Source organism: Desulfotomaculum copahuensis (assembly GCF_001655685.1).
GTDB lineage: Bacteria > Bacillota > Desulfotomaculia > Desulfotomaculales > Desulfovirgulaceae > Desulfotomaculum_G > Desulfotomaculum_G copahuensis.
The window spans coordinates 1-16,008 of the sequence record NZ_LYVF01000047.1; the positions used below are offsets into that span (position 1 = coordinate 1).

The following is a 16,008-nucleotide window of genomic DNA, read 5'->3' on the forward strand; positions in this document are numbered from 1 at the left end:
TCGCCGCTGCAATATTTTTTCAAAGCCTCCGGAGTACTCCGGAGGCTTTTTATGTTCGCCCGGCCCGTTGGAGCCGGAAAAAACGGGAAGGGGCGGTCCTTTGGGGAGTAAAAAACCGGTTGCGGCGGGAAATTGCCTGAAGCGGGTAAAATGTGTTAAAATATAAACGATTGAGATGATGTTCTTGTTATGGGAGGAATCAGGGTTGCATGTGCTGGCGCAAAAATTAACTGACTGGCTACGGGAGCAATTGAAAGAAAGGGATGCCCGTGGTTTTGTGGTGGGTTTGAGTGGCGGTATTGATTCGGCGGTTACGGCGGCGCTGTGCAAGCGTGCCTGCCCCGGCCATGTGCTCGGAGTGATTATGCCCTGTTTCAGCAATCCACGGGATGCGGAGGACGCCATGCTGGTGGCCGGCGCTTTTGATATACCGGTGAAAACGGTGGCGCTGGACAAGCCTTTCCTGCAGATGGTGCAACTATTGACAGGTCAGGATTATGACCCGTCCGATGATGATCTGACCATCGCCAATATTAAACCGCGCTTGCGCATGACCACGCTTTATTTTTTTGCCGCCCGCAACCGTTATCTGGTGGCCGGCACCAATAACCGCACCGAATTAACGGTGGGATACTTTACCAAATACGGTGACGGGGGGGTTGATCTGCTGCCAATCGGCAACTTGACCAAGTGCCGGGTTTGGGAGCTGGCCGGATACCTGGGGGTACCGCGTCCGATTATTGAAAAAGCCCCCTGCGCCGGACTTTATGCCGGACAGGATGACGAGGTGGAACTGGGTGTTACCTACCGGGAAATGGATGAGTATATTCTTACCGGCAAGGCGGATGAGCGTGTACGCAAGGTGGTGGAGAGACTGGCCGCCAATAACGCGCATAAAAACCAGATGCCGGCCCTGCCCCCCTTTTAATTACCAGCATTGTAGTTCCGGCGTAAAATACCCCATACCAATGGCGGCGCTTTGCGCTTTTTTTGTCTTGTGTTACAATATTCATTGTTACGGAAAGGGGATGTAGAAATGTCCGGTCATTCCAAGTGGTCGACCATTAAAAGGAAAAAGGCGAAGGTGGACGCCCAGCGGGGCAAGATATTCACCCGCCTGGCCAGGGAAATAATTATCGCCGCCCGTCAGGGGGGCGGTGATCCGGAGGCCAATGCCAGATTGAAGGCGGCTATTCAGCGGGCCAGAGAGGCCAATATACCCAATGAAAACATTCAGCGGGCCATTATGCGCGGTACCGGTGAATTGGGCGGCGCCAATTATGAGGAAATCATCTATGAGGGTTATGGTCCGGGCGGTGTGGCAGTGATGCTGGAAATCGGCACGGACAACCGGAATCGCACTGCCGGTGAGATCCGGCACTTGTTTTCCAAAAACGGCGGTAACCTGGGCGAGTCTGGTTGTGTTTCCTGGATGTTCGATAAAAAGGGCCTGATTGTTATTGACCGCAATGATACTGAGCTGGACGAGGATGAAGTCATGCTTCTGGCCCTGGAGGCAGGTGCCGAAGATATGAAGAGTGAAGAGGATGTTTTTGAGATTACCACGCTGCCGGAAGAAATAGAGCATGTACGGGATGTCCTGGCGGGCAAGGGGATCCCCCTTGCTATGGCCGACGTAACCATGGTTCCGCAGACCACCATCAGACTGCAGGGCAGGGAGGCGGAGCAAATGACCCGCCTGGTTGACGCCCTGGAAGAACTTGATGACGTGCAGGAAGTATATACAAACTGTGAATTGGAAGATTAAACGTCCTCCGGGGTGCCCCCGGAGGTTTAATTTTTTAAAGGCCGCAGGTGCTTTGATGCAAGGCGTGTTGTCTCCGGGCAACCATTCTGTTCGCTGTTTGGACGAAAAGCGAGTGCCGGAATATGTATAAAAGAAAAAAACGCTGGCAATAATAGGGATGATTATTGCCGGAGCAGGTGTGCACAGTGATTAAAAAAATTTACCTGGCCCTGGGCGGTCTGGCATTGGCGCTGACCGTGGCGGCGGCGGTATATCTGGTGTTGGGAGTGCTGGCGCCGCCTGCCGTCAAGCCGGGCCTGGCCATAAACAAACCGGATGTTACCAACGTCTTTCCCGTTCATGCCGGGGAGGCCGTGCAGGAAGAACGCGAATATTTATGTGGTGATGTTCAAGTTGTCTTTTTGGGACGCGCTCCGGCAGATATGGTCGGATTGGACCGGGAGGCGCTGGAGCGCCGTTATCCTTCCGCTCAGGGGTGGAGCATAGCAGCTCAGGGCAGCCTGCTTGTGCTCAAGCAGCATATAAACGACTTTTGCCCGGAGCATCAGGACTACAGGCATCTGGGCATCTCCCAGGGGATGCTGGCTGTTTATCAAGGTCCCCTGGGATGCAACCAGAAACTGTTGCGGGTGGAGAATAAATTGCCTCTGTCCGGTTTATCCCCGGACCTGCAGGTAAAATTGGAGCAGGCGATGGACTTTGACCGGCAGGATGTACAGACCCAGGGCGCATTGCGTGCCGAACTGGAATTCGTCGGCGATCAGGCGCTGAATGCGATGCTGGATAATCTGGATGAAGCCTCCAGTATGACACAATCAAATTCTTTTTAAAAACCCGGCTGCTTTTCCCGGCCGGGTTTTTTATTTTTGTCCGGATGGAAGGACCCGGCCCCTGTGCTGTGGAATTGAAAGGTGAGAGTAAATGGCGGGGGCGAGGAAGATGCGTGTGCTCGGGGTGGATCCCGGTACGGCCATAACCGGTTACGGTGTCATCGACGTGGTGGGAAACCGGTTAACGGCGGTGGCTTACGACTGTATCAGAACATCCGCCGGGTGGGCCATGCCGCAGCGTTTGCTATACTTGTACAGGGGCCTGCAGGATGTGCTGGAACGTTACCGGCCGCAACATTTTGCCATTGAAGAGCTGTTTTTTAATAAAAATACCCGCACCGCCCTGGCCGTTGGACAGGCACGCGGCGTGGCCCTGCTGGCTGCGGCCCGGTCCGGCCTGCTGGTGGGGGAATACACCCCGCTGCAGGTTAAACAGGCGGTGACCGGTTACGGCCGGGCCGGCAAACAACAGGTGCAATTCATGGTGCGGTCGTTGTTATGCCTGCCCGCAGTACCCCGTCCGGACGATGTGGCCGATGCCCTGGCTGTGGCCATTTGTCACGCCCATTGTGCCCCGGGCGGGAGCCGGAAATGTCTATGATTGCTTTTTTACACGGCGTTCTGGCGGCGGTGCGGGATGATGCCGTAATAATCAATGTCAACGGAGTCGGTTACCTGGTCTATGTGCCGGCTTCCACCTTGCAGGTCCTGCCGGCACATAAAGGGGAAGTGCATTTGCACACTCACCTGCTCTGGCGGGAAGACGGTCCGCACCTGTTTGGTTTTGTCAGCACGGTGGAGTTGGAAACATTCCGCTATCTTCTCAATGTGGCCGGAATTGGCCCCAAAGGCGCGCTGACCGTGCTTTCAGCCATTACCCCGGCGGCCCTTGCCCGGGCTGTGGCGGAGGGTGACATAAATGTGCTGACCCGGGTGCCGGGAGTGGGTAAGAAAACAGCACAGCGCATTATCCTGGAACTTAAAGACAAATTGCCCCGGCAACCGGGTAATGTACCGGACGGCGGTTTGCCGGCCGGAGGGGAAGATGACGCGCTGGCTGCCCTGCTCGCCCTTGGCTACGGTGAAACCGAGGCGCGGCGGGCTATACACCGGGTCAGTCCGGACGGCGGGACAAGTCCGCCCGGCGAACTGGTGCGGGCGGCCCTGCAATGGCTGGGCCGTCAGAAATGAGAAAGTTTGCTCCGGCACGCGTCCGGCGGGCCGGGGATGTCAATATGAATCGCGTGCGATATGGAGCGCTGCCAGGTTTGCTCCGAAGCCGGATGGCAACGGCATTGATTATCATGGAAAATCCAGGGCAATTTTACATGCCGCTGCGGAGAGCAGCTTAGTTATAGTAGATAACTTTTTTCGTCGGACCGGAGCATTGGAGCGACGGGGTGCGGCCACCAGCCACCAGCCTTTTTCATTTGTGGGTTGTGTTCAAAAAATCATGGTCGTTAGTTGGTTTGTTTCGGGTATGGGGGGGATCCGTTTGGAGGAGCGCTTGCTTTCCGCCGCCTTCCGGGAGGAGGACGGGGAACTGGACAACAACTTGCGGCCGCGGCGGCTGACCGAATTTATCGGTCAAGAAAAGCTCAGGGAAAGCCTGGACATTTTTATCCGTGCCGCGCTGGAGCGCAGGGAGGCCCTGGACCATGTGCTTTTGTTCGGCCCGCCGGGGTTGGGCAAAACCACCCTGGCCGGCATTATCGCCAATGAACTGGGGGTGAATATCCGCATTACCTCCGGCCCGGCCATCGAAAGGCCGGGGGATCTGGCCGCTGTTTTGACCAATCTTTCCGCCGGGGACGTCCTGTTTATTGATGAAGTGCACCGTCTGAGCCGGCCGGTGGAGGAAGTGCTTTATCCGGCCATGGAGGACTTTGCCCTGGATATTGTAATCGGCAAGGGACCGGGCGCCCGTTCCATCCGCCTGGATCTGCCGCGGTTTACCCTGATCGGGGCCACCACCCGGGCCGGCCTGCTTACTTCACCGCTTAGGGACCGCTTCGGGGTGATCAGCCGGTTGGATTATTACCGGCAGGAGGACTTGGTGCTCATCGTCAGCCGGGCGGCCGGCATTTTCAAGGTGAGTCTGGAAGAGGACGGAGCGGCCGAAATCGCCCGCCGGGCGCGGGGCACGCCCCGGGTGGCCAACCGCTTGTTGAAACGGGTGCGTGATTACGCCCAGGTGCGCGCCGGCGGAGTGATTACCGGTAATGTGGCGGTCGAGGCGCTGGAGTTTCTGGAGGTGGATCCGCTGGGCCTTGATCAGACCGACCGGCGGCTTTTGTACACAATTATAGAAAAGTTCAACGGCGGGCCGGTCGGTCTGGATACTTTGGCTGCCGCAACCGGCGAAGAGCCCGGCACACTGGAGGATGTTTTTGAGCCCTATCTGTTGCAGACGGGATTGCTGGCCCGCACGCCCCGGGGACGGGTGGCCACCGTGAGGGCCTATCGTCACCTGGGGTTGCCGGTGAACGGGCAGGCGGAACAACAGGCATTATGGAAGTAAAAAATCCTGGAAACGGAGTCTTTCAGATGAAACTGCTCTTGCACACCTGTTGCGGACCGTGCACTATATATCCGCTCGATTACCTGCGGGAACAGGGGCATACGGTTTACGGTTATTTTTTCAATCCGAACATTCATCCCTACACTGAATGGCAGCGGCGGCGCGAGACGCTGGAAAAGTACGCCGCCGCCATGGACTTCAAAGTGATTTTTAATGAAGAATACCGGCTGGAAGAATTTTTACAGATGGTGGTATACCGGGAGTCCCGGCGCTGCCGGTTCTGCTATGCCATGCGCTTGAAGCAGGCGGCCCGGGTGGCTAAAAAGGGCGGGTTTGACGCTTTCAGCACCACCCTTTTGGTCAGCCCCTATCAAAAGCATGATTTAATCAGAGAGATCGGCGAAACAGCCGGGGATGAATGCGGAGTGCCATTTTATTATGTCGATTTCCGGCCGGGATACCGGGAAGCAACCGCCCGTTCCCGGGAGTTGGGCATGTACCGGCAGCAGTACTGCGGGTGCATCTACAGCGAGAAGGAACGTTATTACCGGCCGCGCCAAAAGGGGACGGCGGGACAATGCCCGGTACAGCAAAGTTGACCGGTTACGTCTTGACCATGTCACCGCCTCTGTTCAATGCAGCCGTTGACGCCCGGTGTCTCCGGTGCGGGCCGGGCGGGAAGCGGAACGTCGTTGACAAACCAGCCGGTAAGAAATTCACCTCCCTTCCGGGACGGGTTGAAAGGGATCGCGCCCGGGTGGTGCCGAAAGTGACAAGACAAGGGGGCGAATGGTTTGTACGGTATGGGCAAAATGCTTGCCTTGACGGGCGTATTTCTGCTGCTCATTGGCGGTCTGTTGATGGCTTCGGACAAGCTGTTACATCTGGGACGCCTGCCCGGCGACGTTTATTTTCACCGGGGAAATTTTACCTTTTACTTTCCCGTGGTCACATCAATTATATTGAGCCTGCTGCTGACTCTTGTTTTAAATTTGATTTTCAGGCGCTAATCCAGCCGGTTGCCGGCCGGGGCAGTTGTCTGCAGTCCGGGGAGATCAGCCGTCCGGAAGAAGATCTCCGGAAGCGGCGGTAACTTTTTCATAAGCGGCAGGAGATTGGAACAACTTGTCGAATGTTCCTCAGTATGCCGGTTTTTACAATGGGGGGAATAAGCATGCGGAGGAAAATAAGAATCTCCTGTCTGGCCGGGGTGCTGGCCGGTTTATGTATGTTGTTTCTATTCACCGGCCCGGCGCGGCCGGCACGGGGTGATGTTTTGCCGGTGCCCGGATCCATCCGGGTGGGTCTTGCGCTTCATGTCCCCGAAATAGCATTTTCTGTGAGCGGCAGTTATCAACTGGTTGATCAATCGGACAATAAATCAGCCGGTACCGTTAATGCCGGCGATCAATATACAATCAGCGCCGCTCCCGGTGGTTTGACGGTGACCAAAAACGGCGCGCCGGCCGGTACATTCACCGGTCCCCTGCTGCTGCAGCAAGGCGGATTACAGGTGACCATACTCGGTGACAGCGGCGTGCCTGTCAACCGTAGCGCCGGTGACGGTCTGAACGCCATGGGTGCGGACGGCCGCCCGGTGGCTTTGAACAACCCGGCCGGACTTCTTGTTCTGGGTGCCGGCGGTCAAAAACAACTGCAGCCGGCGGCAGCCGGCGGCGGCCTGGATCTGGTCACTCTTTTCACCGGCGGCGCTTCCCGGCGTTACCGGGGCGCGATGGAATTCCGCCCGGACGGTGCGGGCGTGACGGCTATTAACATTTTACCCGTCGAGCAATATCTTTACGGGGTGGTCCCTTCGGAAATGCCATCCTCCTGGCCCGCCGGGGCGTTGAAGGCGCAGGCGGTGGCCTGCCGCAGTTACGCTCTGGCCCATATGGGCAGCTATGCCAAAGAAGGTTTTGACGTGCTGGCCACTCAAAGCAGTCAGGTTTACCGTGGGTTCGACGGCGAAAGTCCGGCCGCCATCCGGGCGGTGGATGAAACCGGGGGGATGATCATGACTTACCAGGGCCGGCCGGTGGATGCCGTATTCCATAGCAGCGACGGCGGCTGCACTGAAAACAGCGAGGACGTCTGGAACGGCTATGTGCCTTATTTACGTGGCAAACCGGATCCGTATGATCAAAACGATAAGTACTACAACTGGACGGTGACTTATACCGCCGCCCAGCTGCAACAACAGCTGGCCAAAGCGGGATACAAGTTCAGTGCAGTTGATGATTTGAACATTGTTGCATATACCGCCAGCGGCAAGCGGGTCAAGTGCCTGGCTGTTAGCGGACCGGGGCCGGACGGGCAGCCGCTGACTGTCAATATCGGCGGGCCGCCCGACAAAAGCAGGGCCGATGCCGTACGTTTCGCCCTGGGCTTGAAAAGCGCCCTGTTCACCATGCAAAAAATTATGTCCAGTCAAACCGGTACCGGCAGTCCGCCTTCCGGCAACACCGGCGGCAGCCCGCCAGGCAATCCGGCCGGCAATACCGGAACCGCGCCGGGAGCGTCCGGCGGTCAGACACCGGCTGTACCCGGACAACCGGCCGTTGGACAGCCTTCCGGCGGCAGCCAGCCGCCGCCCGCCGGCGGAGCAAAATTGGTCAGCGTCACCTTCACCGGCAGCGGCTGGGGGCACGGGTTGGGCATGTCCCAGTACGGTGCCCGGGGGATGGCCGAACAGGGTTATAACTACCAGCAAATCCTGGAATACTATTATACAGGCATTAATCTGACGCCCAATTACGGGGGAGCAACGAATTGAACCTCAGTGACTTCGACTATCACCTGCCGCCGGAACTGATTGCCCAGGATCCGGCGCCGCAGCGTGACCAGTCCCGTTTAATGGTGCTGCACCGGGAAAACGGGGTGGTTGAGCACCGTTTGTTCCGGGATCTGGTTGAGTACCTGCAACCCGGTGATGTGCTGGTGCTCAACGAAACACGGGTCATTCCGGCCCGCCTGATTGGACATAAGACGGATACCGGCGCACAAATCGAAGTGCTTTTATTGCGCCGTCTGGATCAAGGCCGCTGGGAAACCCTGGTCCGGCCGGGACGCCGGGCCGGCCCGGGGACGCGGCTGGTTTTTGGCGCCGGGGAACTCACCGGTTTGGTGATGGACAGGACAGATGCCGGCGGCCGGGTGGTGGCATTCAACTCCGCCCGGCCGTTTGATGAAGTGCTGACGGCACTGGGCCGGATGCCGCTGCCGCCCTATATTAAAAAATATCCGGACGACCCGCAGCGTTACCAGACAATTTATGCCCGGCAGGAGGGGTCCGCCGCGGCCCCCACCGCCGGGCTGCATTTTACGGCGGAGCTGTTGCGGCGGATTGAAGCCAAAGGCGTGTGCATAGTGCGGGTGCTGCTGCATGTGGGCCTGGGCACTTTCCGGCCGGTACAGGTGGCGGATATTACCAAACATCACATGCACGCCGAGTATTATGAAATTACCCCCGCGGCGGCACAAGCAGTCAATGCCGCCCGGAAACAGGGTGGCCGGGTCTTTGCCGTAGGCACCACCACCACCCGCTGCCTGGAAACGGCGGCGAAAGAAACGGGGGAAATCGTCCCCGGCGCCGGCTGGACGGAAATTTTCATTTATCCCGGTTATTGCTTCCAGGCGATTGACGGTCTGGTAACCAACTTTCACCTGCCCCGCTCCACACTGCTAATGATGATCAGTGCTTTCGCCGGACGGGAAAAGGTGCTGGCGGCCTACCGCACGGCGGTGGAAGCGGGCTACCGCTTTTTCAGCTTCGGCGACGCCATGCTCATTTTATAAGGGAGACAGCCATGGGCTTCAAATTTTCCGTACTGCAAACGGACAACCAAACCCGTGCCCGGTTGGGACTGCTCGAAACTACGCACGGGCCGGTGCAGACCCCTGTTTTCATGCCCGTCGGCACGCAGGCGACGGTCAAGACCATGACCCCGGAAGAAGTGCGGTCCGTGGGCGGGCGCTTGATTTTGAGCAATACCTACCATCTTTACCTGCGCCCGGGCCACGAACTGATCCGCGGGGCCGGCGGACTGCACCGCTTTATGGGTTGGGACGGCCCTATTCTCACCGACAGCGGCGGCTTCCAGGTATTCAGCCTGGGGCCGCTGCGCCGGGTGGAGGAAGACGGGGTCCGGTTCCGTTCTCATATTGACGGCTCGGAGCATTATTTCAGCCCCGAAAAGGCGGTGGCGGTACAGGAGGCGCTGGGCTCGGACATCGCCATGGCCTTTGACGAGTGCGCCCCCTACCCGTGCACCTACGAACAGGCACGGGCGGCCGTGGAACGTACCACCCGCTGGGCCGGGCGCTGCCTTGACGCCCACCGGAGTCCGGAGCAGGCGCTGTTCGGCATCGTGCAGGGAGGCGTGCACCGGGATTTGCGGGAAAAGAGCGCCTGTGAACTGCTGGAGTTGAATTTTCCCGGCTATGGTATCGGCGGCTTAAGCGTGGGGGAACCTAAGGAGATGATGTATGCGGTGCTGGATTTTACCGTGCCGTTGCTGCCCGTGGATAAACCGCGCTACCTGATGGGGGTGGGTTCGCCCGACTGCCTGCTGGAGGGGGTGGCCCGGGGGGTGGACATGTTCGACTGCGTCCTGCCCACCCGCATTGCGCGCAACGGCACAGTTTTTACCCGCCGGGGCAAACTGGTGGTGCGTAATGCCGAATATGCCCGGGATTTCCGTCCCCTGGACGGAGATTGCGGCTGCTATACCTGCCGCCACTTCACCCGCGCCTATGTGCGCCATTTGATTAAAGCCGGCGAGATCCTGGGTATCCGGTTGACCACGATACATAACCTGTATTTTGTATTACGGTTGATGGAAAATATCCGGCAGGCCATCCGGGAAGGAAACTTTGAGCAATTCCGGAAAAAATTCCTGGCCGGCTGGCAGGCATAAATACATTTTTTTCAGCGCCGGGAAAAGGGAATTCACTTTACACCACGAATTAATTATTTTTGGAGAAAGGAGGTTATCCATTGGGTCTCAATCAAACCACCGGTACGTTACTATATGTGGTCGCCCTGTTTGCCCTGCTTTATTTCTTAATGATCAGACCACAGCAACAGCGGCAAAAGAAACATCAACAGATGCTCCGCGACGTCAAGGTTAATGACTCCATCGTTACGGCCGGCGGCATTTATGCCACCGTCGTGAAGATAAAAGAAGACTCCCTGATCGTACGGGTAGCGGACGGCGTGCGCATCGAAATATTAAAAAATGCCATCGCCCAGGTGCGGGAGCGGGAGCCGGAAGAAACCGGCGAAAAAGAATAGTTGTCCGGGGAGTAGGCTTAAGTCTACTCTCTTTCTCCGTACGCGGGCAGTTTCCAATAATGCCGCCGGCAGGGTTAATCTGGTAAGGAGGACCATATTTGGTTACACTGGAGGAGATTAAAAAAAACCCGGTGGTGGACAGTTTCATCCGTAAAGGGAACGAATATCTCGGTGTGCAGGGTTTTACCGAGCACAGTTACCGGCACCTGAACCTGGTCAGCACGATTGCCCGCAACATTCTGGAACGCCTGGGCCATCCCGCGCGGCAGGCGGAGTTGGCGGCCATTGCCGGTTACATGCACGATATCGGTAATGTGCTCAGCCGCAACGATCACGGTATTTCAGGCGCCTCGCTGGCTTTTAATATTTTAAACGGCATGGGCATGCCTCCCGATGAAACAGCCACGGTCATCTCGGCCATCGCCAACCACGAGGAGCAGTACGGTCAACCGGTGAACAATGTGGCGGCCGCCCTGATTGTGGCCGACAAGTCCGATGTGCACCGGTCGCGGGTGCGTAATATGGATTTTGCCACCTTTGACATTCACGACCGGGTGAACTATGCCGTGGAGCATTCTTTTATCTGGGTCAAAAAGGAAAAACGCACTATTACCATGGATCTCTCTATCGACATCAAAATATGCCCAGTCATGGAATACTTTGAAATTTTTCTCACCCGGATGATGCTTTGCCGGCGGGCGGCCAACTTTTTAAACTGTAACTTTGAACTGATGGTTAACGGCTCCAAGCTGCTCTAACGAAGGGAACAAGGGGGAACAAGCTGCAAATGAAGTGGAACAAAATTTTGATTCTGATCGGCATCGTTATTGTGGTTGCGGTGGTCGGTTTTGCCGCCGTAGCGCCGGAAGCCGGTCAAATCTCCGGCGCCGGCAAGTACCTGCCGGTGGTCAAAAATGTGATTTTGGGCCTGGACCTGCAGGGCGGTGTGCATGTGGTGCTGCAGGCGCATGATACGCCGCAGGCCAAGGTAAACCAGGAGACCATGAACCAGCTGAAGGCGGTGATTATGCGCCGGGTCAACGGCCTGGGCGTGGCGGAACCGACCATCCAGCAACAGGGCGCCAACCGGCTGATTGTGGATATCGCCGGGATCAGCAATCCCAGCGAGGCGGTGCGCACCATGATCAAAACTGCCTTCCTGGAGTTCAAAACCCAGGATGGGAAAACCGTGCTTACCGGGGCCGACTTGAAGGATGCCCAGGAGGCGCAGGAGCCGAACTCGAATCAGGTGGTGGTCAACCTGACCTTTAACTCGGACGGGGCACGCAAATTCGCCCAGGTGACCGCGGCCAATGTGGGCAAGCCGATCGGCATTTATCTGGATGGTAAACTGCTGCAAAATCCCACCGTGCAGGAACCGATTCCCAACGGCCGGGCACAGATCACCGGTTACCAGTCCCTGCAGGAAGCGCATAACATCGCTGTGTTGCTGCGTTCCGGCGCGCTGCCGGTGAAGGTGACGGTGGAGGAAATGCGCGCCGTCGGCCCGTCGCTGGGCGCCGATTCCATGGCCGCTTCCAAGCACGCCGGCCTGGTTGGTGTGATTGCCATTTTGATCTTCATGCTCATGTACTACCGGCTGCCCGGACTGGTGGCCGATTTCGCGCTGGTCATCTACAGCCTGGTGGTGCTGCTCATTTACGTCGGCCTGCACGTGACCATGACCCTGCCGGGTATCGCCGCCTTCCTGCTTTCCATGGGTATTGCGGTGGATGCCAATGTGATTATCTTTGAACGTTTGAAGGAGGAACTGGCCACCGGCAAAACGCTGCGCTCGGCCATTGACACAGGTTTTAAGCGTGCTTTTGTGGCCATTTTCGACTCCAACGCCACCACCATGATTTCCGCCATCGTGCTGTATTTCTTTGGCACCGGCCCGATCCGCGGCTTTGCCGTCACACTGGGCATCGGGATCATCGCCAGCATGTTTACCGCGATCACCATGACCCGCTGGCTGCTGCACCTGGTGGCGGCCTGCGGCCTGGGTAAGAACCTGAAACTTTATGGAGCCTAAGGGGGGAAAACAGTGTCTTTACATTTTATCAAAGTACGTAAAATCTGGTACGCCATATCCATTGCCGTTATCCTGCCCGGACTGATTTCCCTCTTTCTGCACGGTTTGAACCTGGGCATTGATTTTAAAGGCGGCAACATTCTGGAAGTGCGTTTCGATCAGCCGGTCACCGCGGATCAGGTGCGCAAAACAGTGGACGGGCTGCATCTGGGGGATAACACCATTCAGCAGAGCGGCGCAAACGATTACATCGTCCGCACCAGGCATTTGACCCAGGATGAAAGTGATGCGTTGCTGGCCGCTTTAAACAAGATCCATAAGGCGACAATGATGCAAAACCAGTCCATCGGGCCGTCCTTCGGGCGTGAGTTGGCTATGAAGGCGGTTTGGGCGCTGCTCATCGCCATTGTACTCAAGTTGATTTACATCGCTTTCCGGTTTGAATTCAAGCAGGGCATCGCGGCCATCATTGCCCTGTTGCACGACACACTGGTGGTGCTCGGTATTTTCTCCCTTTTCCACCTGCAGGTGGACAGTTCGTTCGTGGCCGCCATTTTGACCACCATCGGCTATTCGATCAACGACACGATTGTCATCTTCGACCGGATCAGGGAAAACATGCGGGCGCGGAAAAAGGGCGAGGCTTTGGAAGACGTGGTCAATGTCAGCCTGTGGCAGACGCTGGCCAGATCCATCAACACCGTACTGATGGTCATCTTCGTCCTGGCGGCCCTGTATTTCCTGGGCGGCAGCACCATTCACGATTTCGTACTGGCCCTGCTGGTGGGCGTGATCAGCGGCGCCTATTCCTCCATCTGCAATGCCAGCCCGCTGTGGGTGGACTTCAAGCTGCTGGAGAAAAGGGGCAAAACCGGGACGGCCCGAGCCTGAGCCGTTCCCGGGAAGTAACACGTGCCGGGCTTCCATGCCTTACCGCCTCCGGCCGGGTGGAACGGTGCCAACGGGCGGTAAAAAGTAAATTGAAGACCGGTCCGGAAGGACCGGTCTTTCGGAAAAGGCAGCGCCGGGCGCTGTCTTTTTTTTGCGCTTGTTATTGAGTGCCGGACGTTTTTCCGGGGCAAATTAACTGTAACGCTTTGCTGGAGGCCGGCGAAAGTGGACGAAAGGGAAAGGCACATCCTGGAGGCGCTGCGGGATAAGATTGATGAACTGGCCCTGAACATGGAAAAAATGAAGCTGGCCGAATATGTGGACCTGCTCAACAAGCCCCGGCGGCTGCTCTATATCAACTTTATTTCCGGTTTGGCCCGGGGACTGGGTATGGCTGTGGGTTTCGCCATTTTGGGGGCGATTATGATTCTGGTCCTGCAGCACCTGGTGCGTCTAAACCTGCCGCTGATCGGCGGTTTCATCGCCGAAATCGTGGCCATCGTGCAGAACCGGCTGACACCCTGAAATGAATAAACTAATGAGGTGAGCGCATATGCAAACGGCACAACTGGAGGACTTCCGCCGGCGGCTCAAGGAAGAGAAACAGCAGCAACTGGAGCGGGTGAAGGCAATTAACAGGGACGGTTTAAATACGTCCATGAGCGACTCGCTCGGCGAACTGTCGTTGTACGACAATGAGCCGGCGGACACCGGCTCGGAACTCTTTGAACGAAGCAAGGACTTTTCCCTGCGGGAAGCCGCCAAGATCAAAATCCGGGCCATAGATGAGGCGCTGGACCGGATCGAGCGGGGAACTTACGGCAATTGCGAGATCTGCGGCCGGCCGATCGCTGTGGAAAGGCTGCAGGCTGTCCCGTACACCACCGTTTGCATTCATTGCCGCCGGGACGATGAGCATGAGCCGGTCAGTTCGGTGCGCCCGATTGAGGAGGAGGTGGTGGATGAGCTTTACATGACCGCCTTCGATGAAAGCATGGACGGCGTGGAATACGACTTTGAGGATTCCTGGCAGGATGTGGCCCGCTACTCGGAGCATGCCGGGCACTCGGAGGCGGGCGCTTATTACGGCAATAACGAACTGGATGAAGAGGATCGCGGTTACGTGGAGGAGGTGGAAAACATTCCGTACGAAATCGGTGACGACGGGGTGATCTACCGGAACTACCGCGGCTTAGACGATGAAAGCGCGCCCCGGGAAAGAATCGACACAGGCATTGAACACAGCAAGCGGGAAGCGGACAGCTCGTCTTACTGACCGCCATATTTTTAAACACGATCCACGAATGAAAAGTGGTATGCCGTGGTCGTCAGGATGCCGGTCCGGCGGTGCGAATTTCGCCGGACATAAACTGTTGCCCCGGACAGGCCGGCCATGCTATACTGGCATTATAGTCAGGCCGTGCATGCGGCCGGGCCTTGCCAGGCAGCGGAATGCCCGCGGGACTTCATTCTGGCCGCAGGATGATGGGCCCGCGGGCTTCTTTATACCGCTCAGACGCTGCGACAATACGGCAAACAACGATCTCCCGGCACGTTGCGGTTGAAAACAAGCCGTCAACATGTTCCGGCTGTCCATGGCCGTGCCCTTTAAAGCGAGGTATCACCCGATGGATGAAAAAGTAAAGGTAGCCCGGCTTTCCATTGCTTCGAATACATTGCTCACCGCCGGCAAACTGACCGCCGGAGTGGCCATGAATTCGGTGGGTGTGATTTCCGAGGCCATTCACTCCGGACTGGACCTGGTGGCGGCGCTGATCGCCTATTTTTCCGTGCTTCAGTCCAGTCGCCCGGCCGATGACCGGCATCTTTACGGCCACGGCAAGTTTGAGAATGTGGCGGCGATTGTGGAAGCGCTTCTGATTATCGGGGCCGGAATAATGATCATCGTTGAAGCGCTGCCCCGGCTGACCGACCCGCATCAAGTACATGCCCTGGGGTGGGGGGCACTGGTTATGGGCGTGTCGGCCGCGCTGAACCTGGTGGTTTCCACCGTACTCATGCGTACCGGCCGGCGCACCGGTTCGCCGGCGCTGGAAGCGGATGCCTGGCATTTGCGCACCGATGTTTACACTTCGGCCGGGGTGCTGACCGGCATTGTGATCATTCATTTTACCGGCCTTTATATTCTGGACCCGCTGATTGCCATCGCCGTATCCCTGCTCATTTTCAAGGCGGCCATCGATTTGCTGCGCGGTTCCCTGGGCAGTATCGTGGATGTGCGTCTGTCCGACGATGAAGAGGCTGCCATTCAACGCATCTTGTCATCTTACAGCAGCAACTTCGTTCAGTTTCACGACCTGCGCACGCGGCGGGCCGGGCCGGACCGCTATGTCGACCTGCACCTGGTGGTGCCCCGCTGCCAGTCCATTGCCGCCGTGCACGAATTGTGCGACCGTATCGAAGCGGATTTGCAGGAAAACATGTCCGGCACCAGTGTACTTATTCATACCGAACCCTGCCGGCCGGTCGGGGGGGATTGCCTGGTTTGCACGGTAAACATTGCCGTTTACCGCCGGGAAGAGCCTTCCTGTCACGAATGCGACGGTCACGCCCACGCCGCCGGACAAAAATCGGAAACGGACGGTTGATTGACAAAATTCGTTTTTTTCGACAGGATATATGCGTTTGGTGGCGAAGTATTCTTAA

General features: G+C 57.3%; 18 protein-coding genes. All 18 read left to right on the forward strand.

What is annotated here, in order from left to right:
* Window positions 1-211 precede the first annotated feature (211 nt).
* The 18 genes from nadE to A6M21_RS03375 all read left to right on the forward strand — a co-directional run bounded on the left by nadE (window position 212) and on the right by A6M21_RS03375 (window position 15,950).
* Window positions 212-928 (forward strand): NAD(+) synthase, encoded by a 717-nt coding sequence (gene nadE / locus A6M21_RS03290; RefSeq protein ID WP_427854597.1) that lies wholly within the window; start codon window positions 212-214, stop codon window positions 926-928.
* 108 nt (window positions 929-1,036) lie between these two features.
* Window positions 1,037-1,768, forward strand: a complete 732-nt coding sequence (locus A6M21_RS03295; RefSeq protein WP_066666472.1) for a YebC/PmpR family DNA-binding transcriptional regulator — start codon at window positions 1,037-1,039, stop codon at window positions 1,766-1,768.
* A 185-nt stretch (window positions 1,769-1,953) separates the two neighbouring features.
* Window positions 1,954-2,598, forward strand: coding sequence for a hypothetical protein (locus A6M21_RS03300; RefSeq protein WP_066666473.1), 645 nt, complete (start codon window positions 1,954-1,956; stop codon window positions 2,596-2,598).
* Window positions 2,599-2,707: 109 nt separating this feature from the next.
* Entirely contained in the window at window positions 2,708-3,199 is a 492-nt protein-coding gene (gene ruvC, locus A6M21_RS03305) for a crossover junction endodeoxyribonuclease RuvC (RefSeq protein WP_066666474.1), read from the forward strand.
* On the forward strand, window positions 3,190-3,789 hold the full coding sequence (ruvA, locus tag A6M21_RS03310; RefSeq protein WP_161485988.1) for a Holliday junction branch migration protein RuvA: 600 nt from the start codon (window positions 3,190-3,192) through the stop codon (window positions 3,787-3,789). Before ruvC ends, ruvA begins: the two co-directional genes overlap by 10 nt.
* A 304-nt stretch (window positions 3,790-4,093) precedes the next feature.
* Window positions 4,094-5,119: a Holliday junction branch migration DNA helicase RuvB gene (ruvB, locus tag A6M21_RS03315; RefSeq protein ID WP_066666476.1), complete on the forward strand. Its 1,026-nt coding sequence runs from the start codon at window positions 4,094-4,096 to the stop codon at window positions 5,117-5,119.
* Window positions 5,120-5,145: 26 nt separating this feature from the next.
* Window positions 5,146-5,718 (forward strand): epoxyqueuosine reductase QueH, encoded by a 573-nt coding sequence (locus tag A6M21_RS03320; protein ID WP_066666640.1) that lies wholly within the window; start codon window positions 5,146-5,148, stop codon window positions 5,716-5,718.
* A gap of 204 nt (window positions 5,719-5,922) precedes the next feature.
* Window positions 5,923-6,129 (forward strand): DUF2905 domain-containing protein, encoded by a 207-nt coding sequence (locus tag A6M21_RS03325; RefSeq protein WP_066666641.1) that lies wholly within the window; start codon window positions 5,923-5,925, stop codon window positions 6,127-6,129.
* Between the two features lie 164 nt (window positions 6,130-6,293).
* Window positions 6,294-7,895, forward strand: coding sequence for a SpoIID/LytB domain-containing protein (locus A6M21_RS03330; protein WP_161485989.1), 1,602 nt, complete (start codon window positions 6,294-6,296; stop codon window positions 7,893-7,895).
* Window positions 7,892-8,917, forward strand: a complete 1,026-nt coding sequence (queA, locus tag A6M21_RS03335; RefSeq protein WP_066666478.1) for a tRNA preQ1(34) S-adenosylmethionine ribosyltransferase-isomerase QueA — start codon at window positions 7,892-7,894, stop codon at window positions 8,915-8,917. Before A6M21_RS03330 ends, queA begins: the two co-directional genes overlap by 4 nt.
* A gap of 11 nt (window positions 8,918-8,928) precedes the next feature.
* Window positions 8,929-10,038: a tRNA guanosine(34) transglycosylase Tgt gene (gene tgt / locus A6M21_RS03340; RefSeq protein ID WP_066666479.1), complete on the forward strand. Its 1,110-nt coding sequence runs from the start codon at window positions 8,929-8,931 to the stop codon at window positions 10,036-10,038.
* Between the two features lie 80 nt (window positions 10,039-10,118).
* A complete protein-coding gene (yajC, locus tag A6M21_RS03345; RefSeq protein ID WP_066666480.1) occupies window positions 10,119-10,415 on the forward strand; it encodes a preprotein translocase subunit YajC in 297 nt (98 codons plus the stop codon).
* Between the two features lie 98 nt (window positions 10,416-10,513).
* Complete coding sequence (locus A6M21_RS03350) at window positions 10,514-11,173, forward strand: HD domain-containing protein (protein ID WP_066666481.1); 660 nt, start codon at window positions 10,514-10,516, stop codon at window positions 11,171-11,173.
* A 29-nt stretch (window positions 11,174-11,202) separates the two neighbouring features.
* Window positions 11,203-12,450, forward strand: coding sequence for a protein translocase subunit SecD (gene secD / locus A6M21_RS03355; protein ID WP_066666482.1), 1,248 nt, complete (start codon window positions 11,203-11,205; stop codon window positions 12,448-12,450).
* Between the two features lie 12 nt (window positions 12,451-12,462).
* The gene (gene secF / locus A6M21_RS03360; protein ID WP_066666483.1) at window positions 12,463-13,341 is read left to right on the forward strand and encodes a protein translocase subunit SecF; all 879 of its coding nucleotides are present in this window, start codon (window positions 12,463-12,465) and stop codon (window positions 13,339-13,341) included.
* 225 nt (window positions 13,342-13,566) lie between these two features.
* Window positions 13,567-13,866 carry a DUF5665 domain-containing protein gene (locus tag A6M21_RS03365; protein ID WP_066666484.1) on the forward strand — a complete coding sequence of 100 codons (300 nt, stop codon included), beginning with the start codon at window positions 13,567-13,569 and terminating at the stop codon, window positions 13,864-13,866.
* A gap of 28 nt (window positions 13,867-13,894) precedes the next feature.
* Window positions 13,895-14,617, forward strand: a complete 723-nt coding sequence (locus tag A6M21_RS03370) for a TraR/DksA C4-type zinc finger protein (RefSeq protein WP_066666485.1) — start codon at window positions 13,895-13,897, stop codon at window positions 14,615-14,617.
* Window positions 14,618-14,969: 352 nt separating this feature from the next.
* Window positions 14,970-15,950, forward strand: coding sequence for a cation diffusion facilitator family transporter (locus A6M21_RS03375; RefSeq protein ID WP_066666486.1), 981 nt, complete (start codon window positions 14,970-14,972; stop codon window positions 15,948-15,950).
* Window positions 15,951-16,008 lie beyond the last annotated feature (58 nt).

Excerpts from the sequence above, each read along its gene's own strand:
- ruvA (WP_161485988.1), top strand. The coding sequence starts at position 3,190 with ATGTCTATGATTGCTTTTTTACACGGCGTTCTGGCGGCGGTGCGGGAT.
- ruvC (WP_066666474.1), top strand. The coding sequence starts at position 2,708 with ATGCGTGTGCTCGGGGTGGATCCCGGTACGGCCATAACCGGTTACGGT.
- A6M21_RS03370 (WP_066666485.1), top strand. The coding sequence starts at position 13,895 with ATGCAAACGGCACAACTGGAGGACTTCCGCCGGCGGCTCAAGGAAGAG.
- A6M21_RS03375 (WP_066666486.1), top strand. The coding sequence starts at position 14,970 with ATGGATGAAAAAGTAAAGGTAGCCCGGCTTTCCATTGCTTCGAATACA.
- secD (WP_066666482.1), top strand. The coding sequence starts at position 11,203 with ATGAAGTGGAACAAAATTTTGATTCTGATCGGCATCGTTATTGTGGTT.
- A6M21_RS03320 (WP_066666640.1), top strand. The coding sequence starts at position 5,146 with ATGAAACTGCTCTTGCACACCTGTTGCGGACCGTGCACTATATATCCG.
- A6M21_RS03295 (WP_066666472.1), top strand. The coding sequence starts at position 1,037 with ATGTCCGGTCATTCCAAGTGGTCGACCATTAAAAGGAAAAAGGCGAAG.
- tgt (WP_066666479.1), top strand. The coding sequence starts at position 8,929 with ATGGGCTTCAAATTTTCCGTACTGCAAACGGACAACCAAACCCGTGCC.
- A6M21_RS03330 (WP_161485989.1), top strand. The coding sequence starts at position 6,294 with ATGCGGAGGAAAATAAGAATCTCCTGTCTGGCCGGGGTGCTGGCCGGT.
- A6M21_RS03325 (WP_066666641.1), top strand. The coding sequence starts at position 5,923 with ATGGGCAAAATGCTTGCCTTGACGGGCGTATTTCTGCTGCTCATTGGC.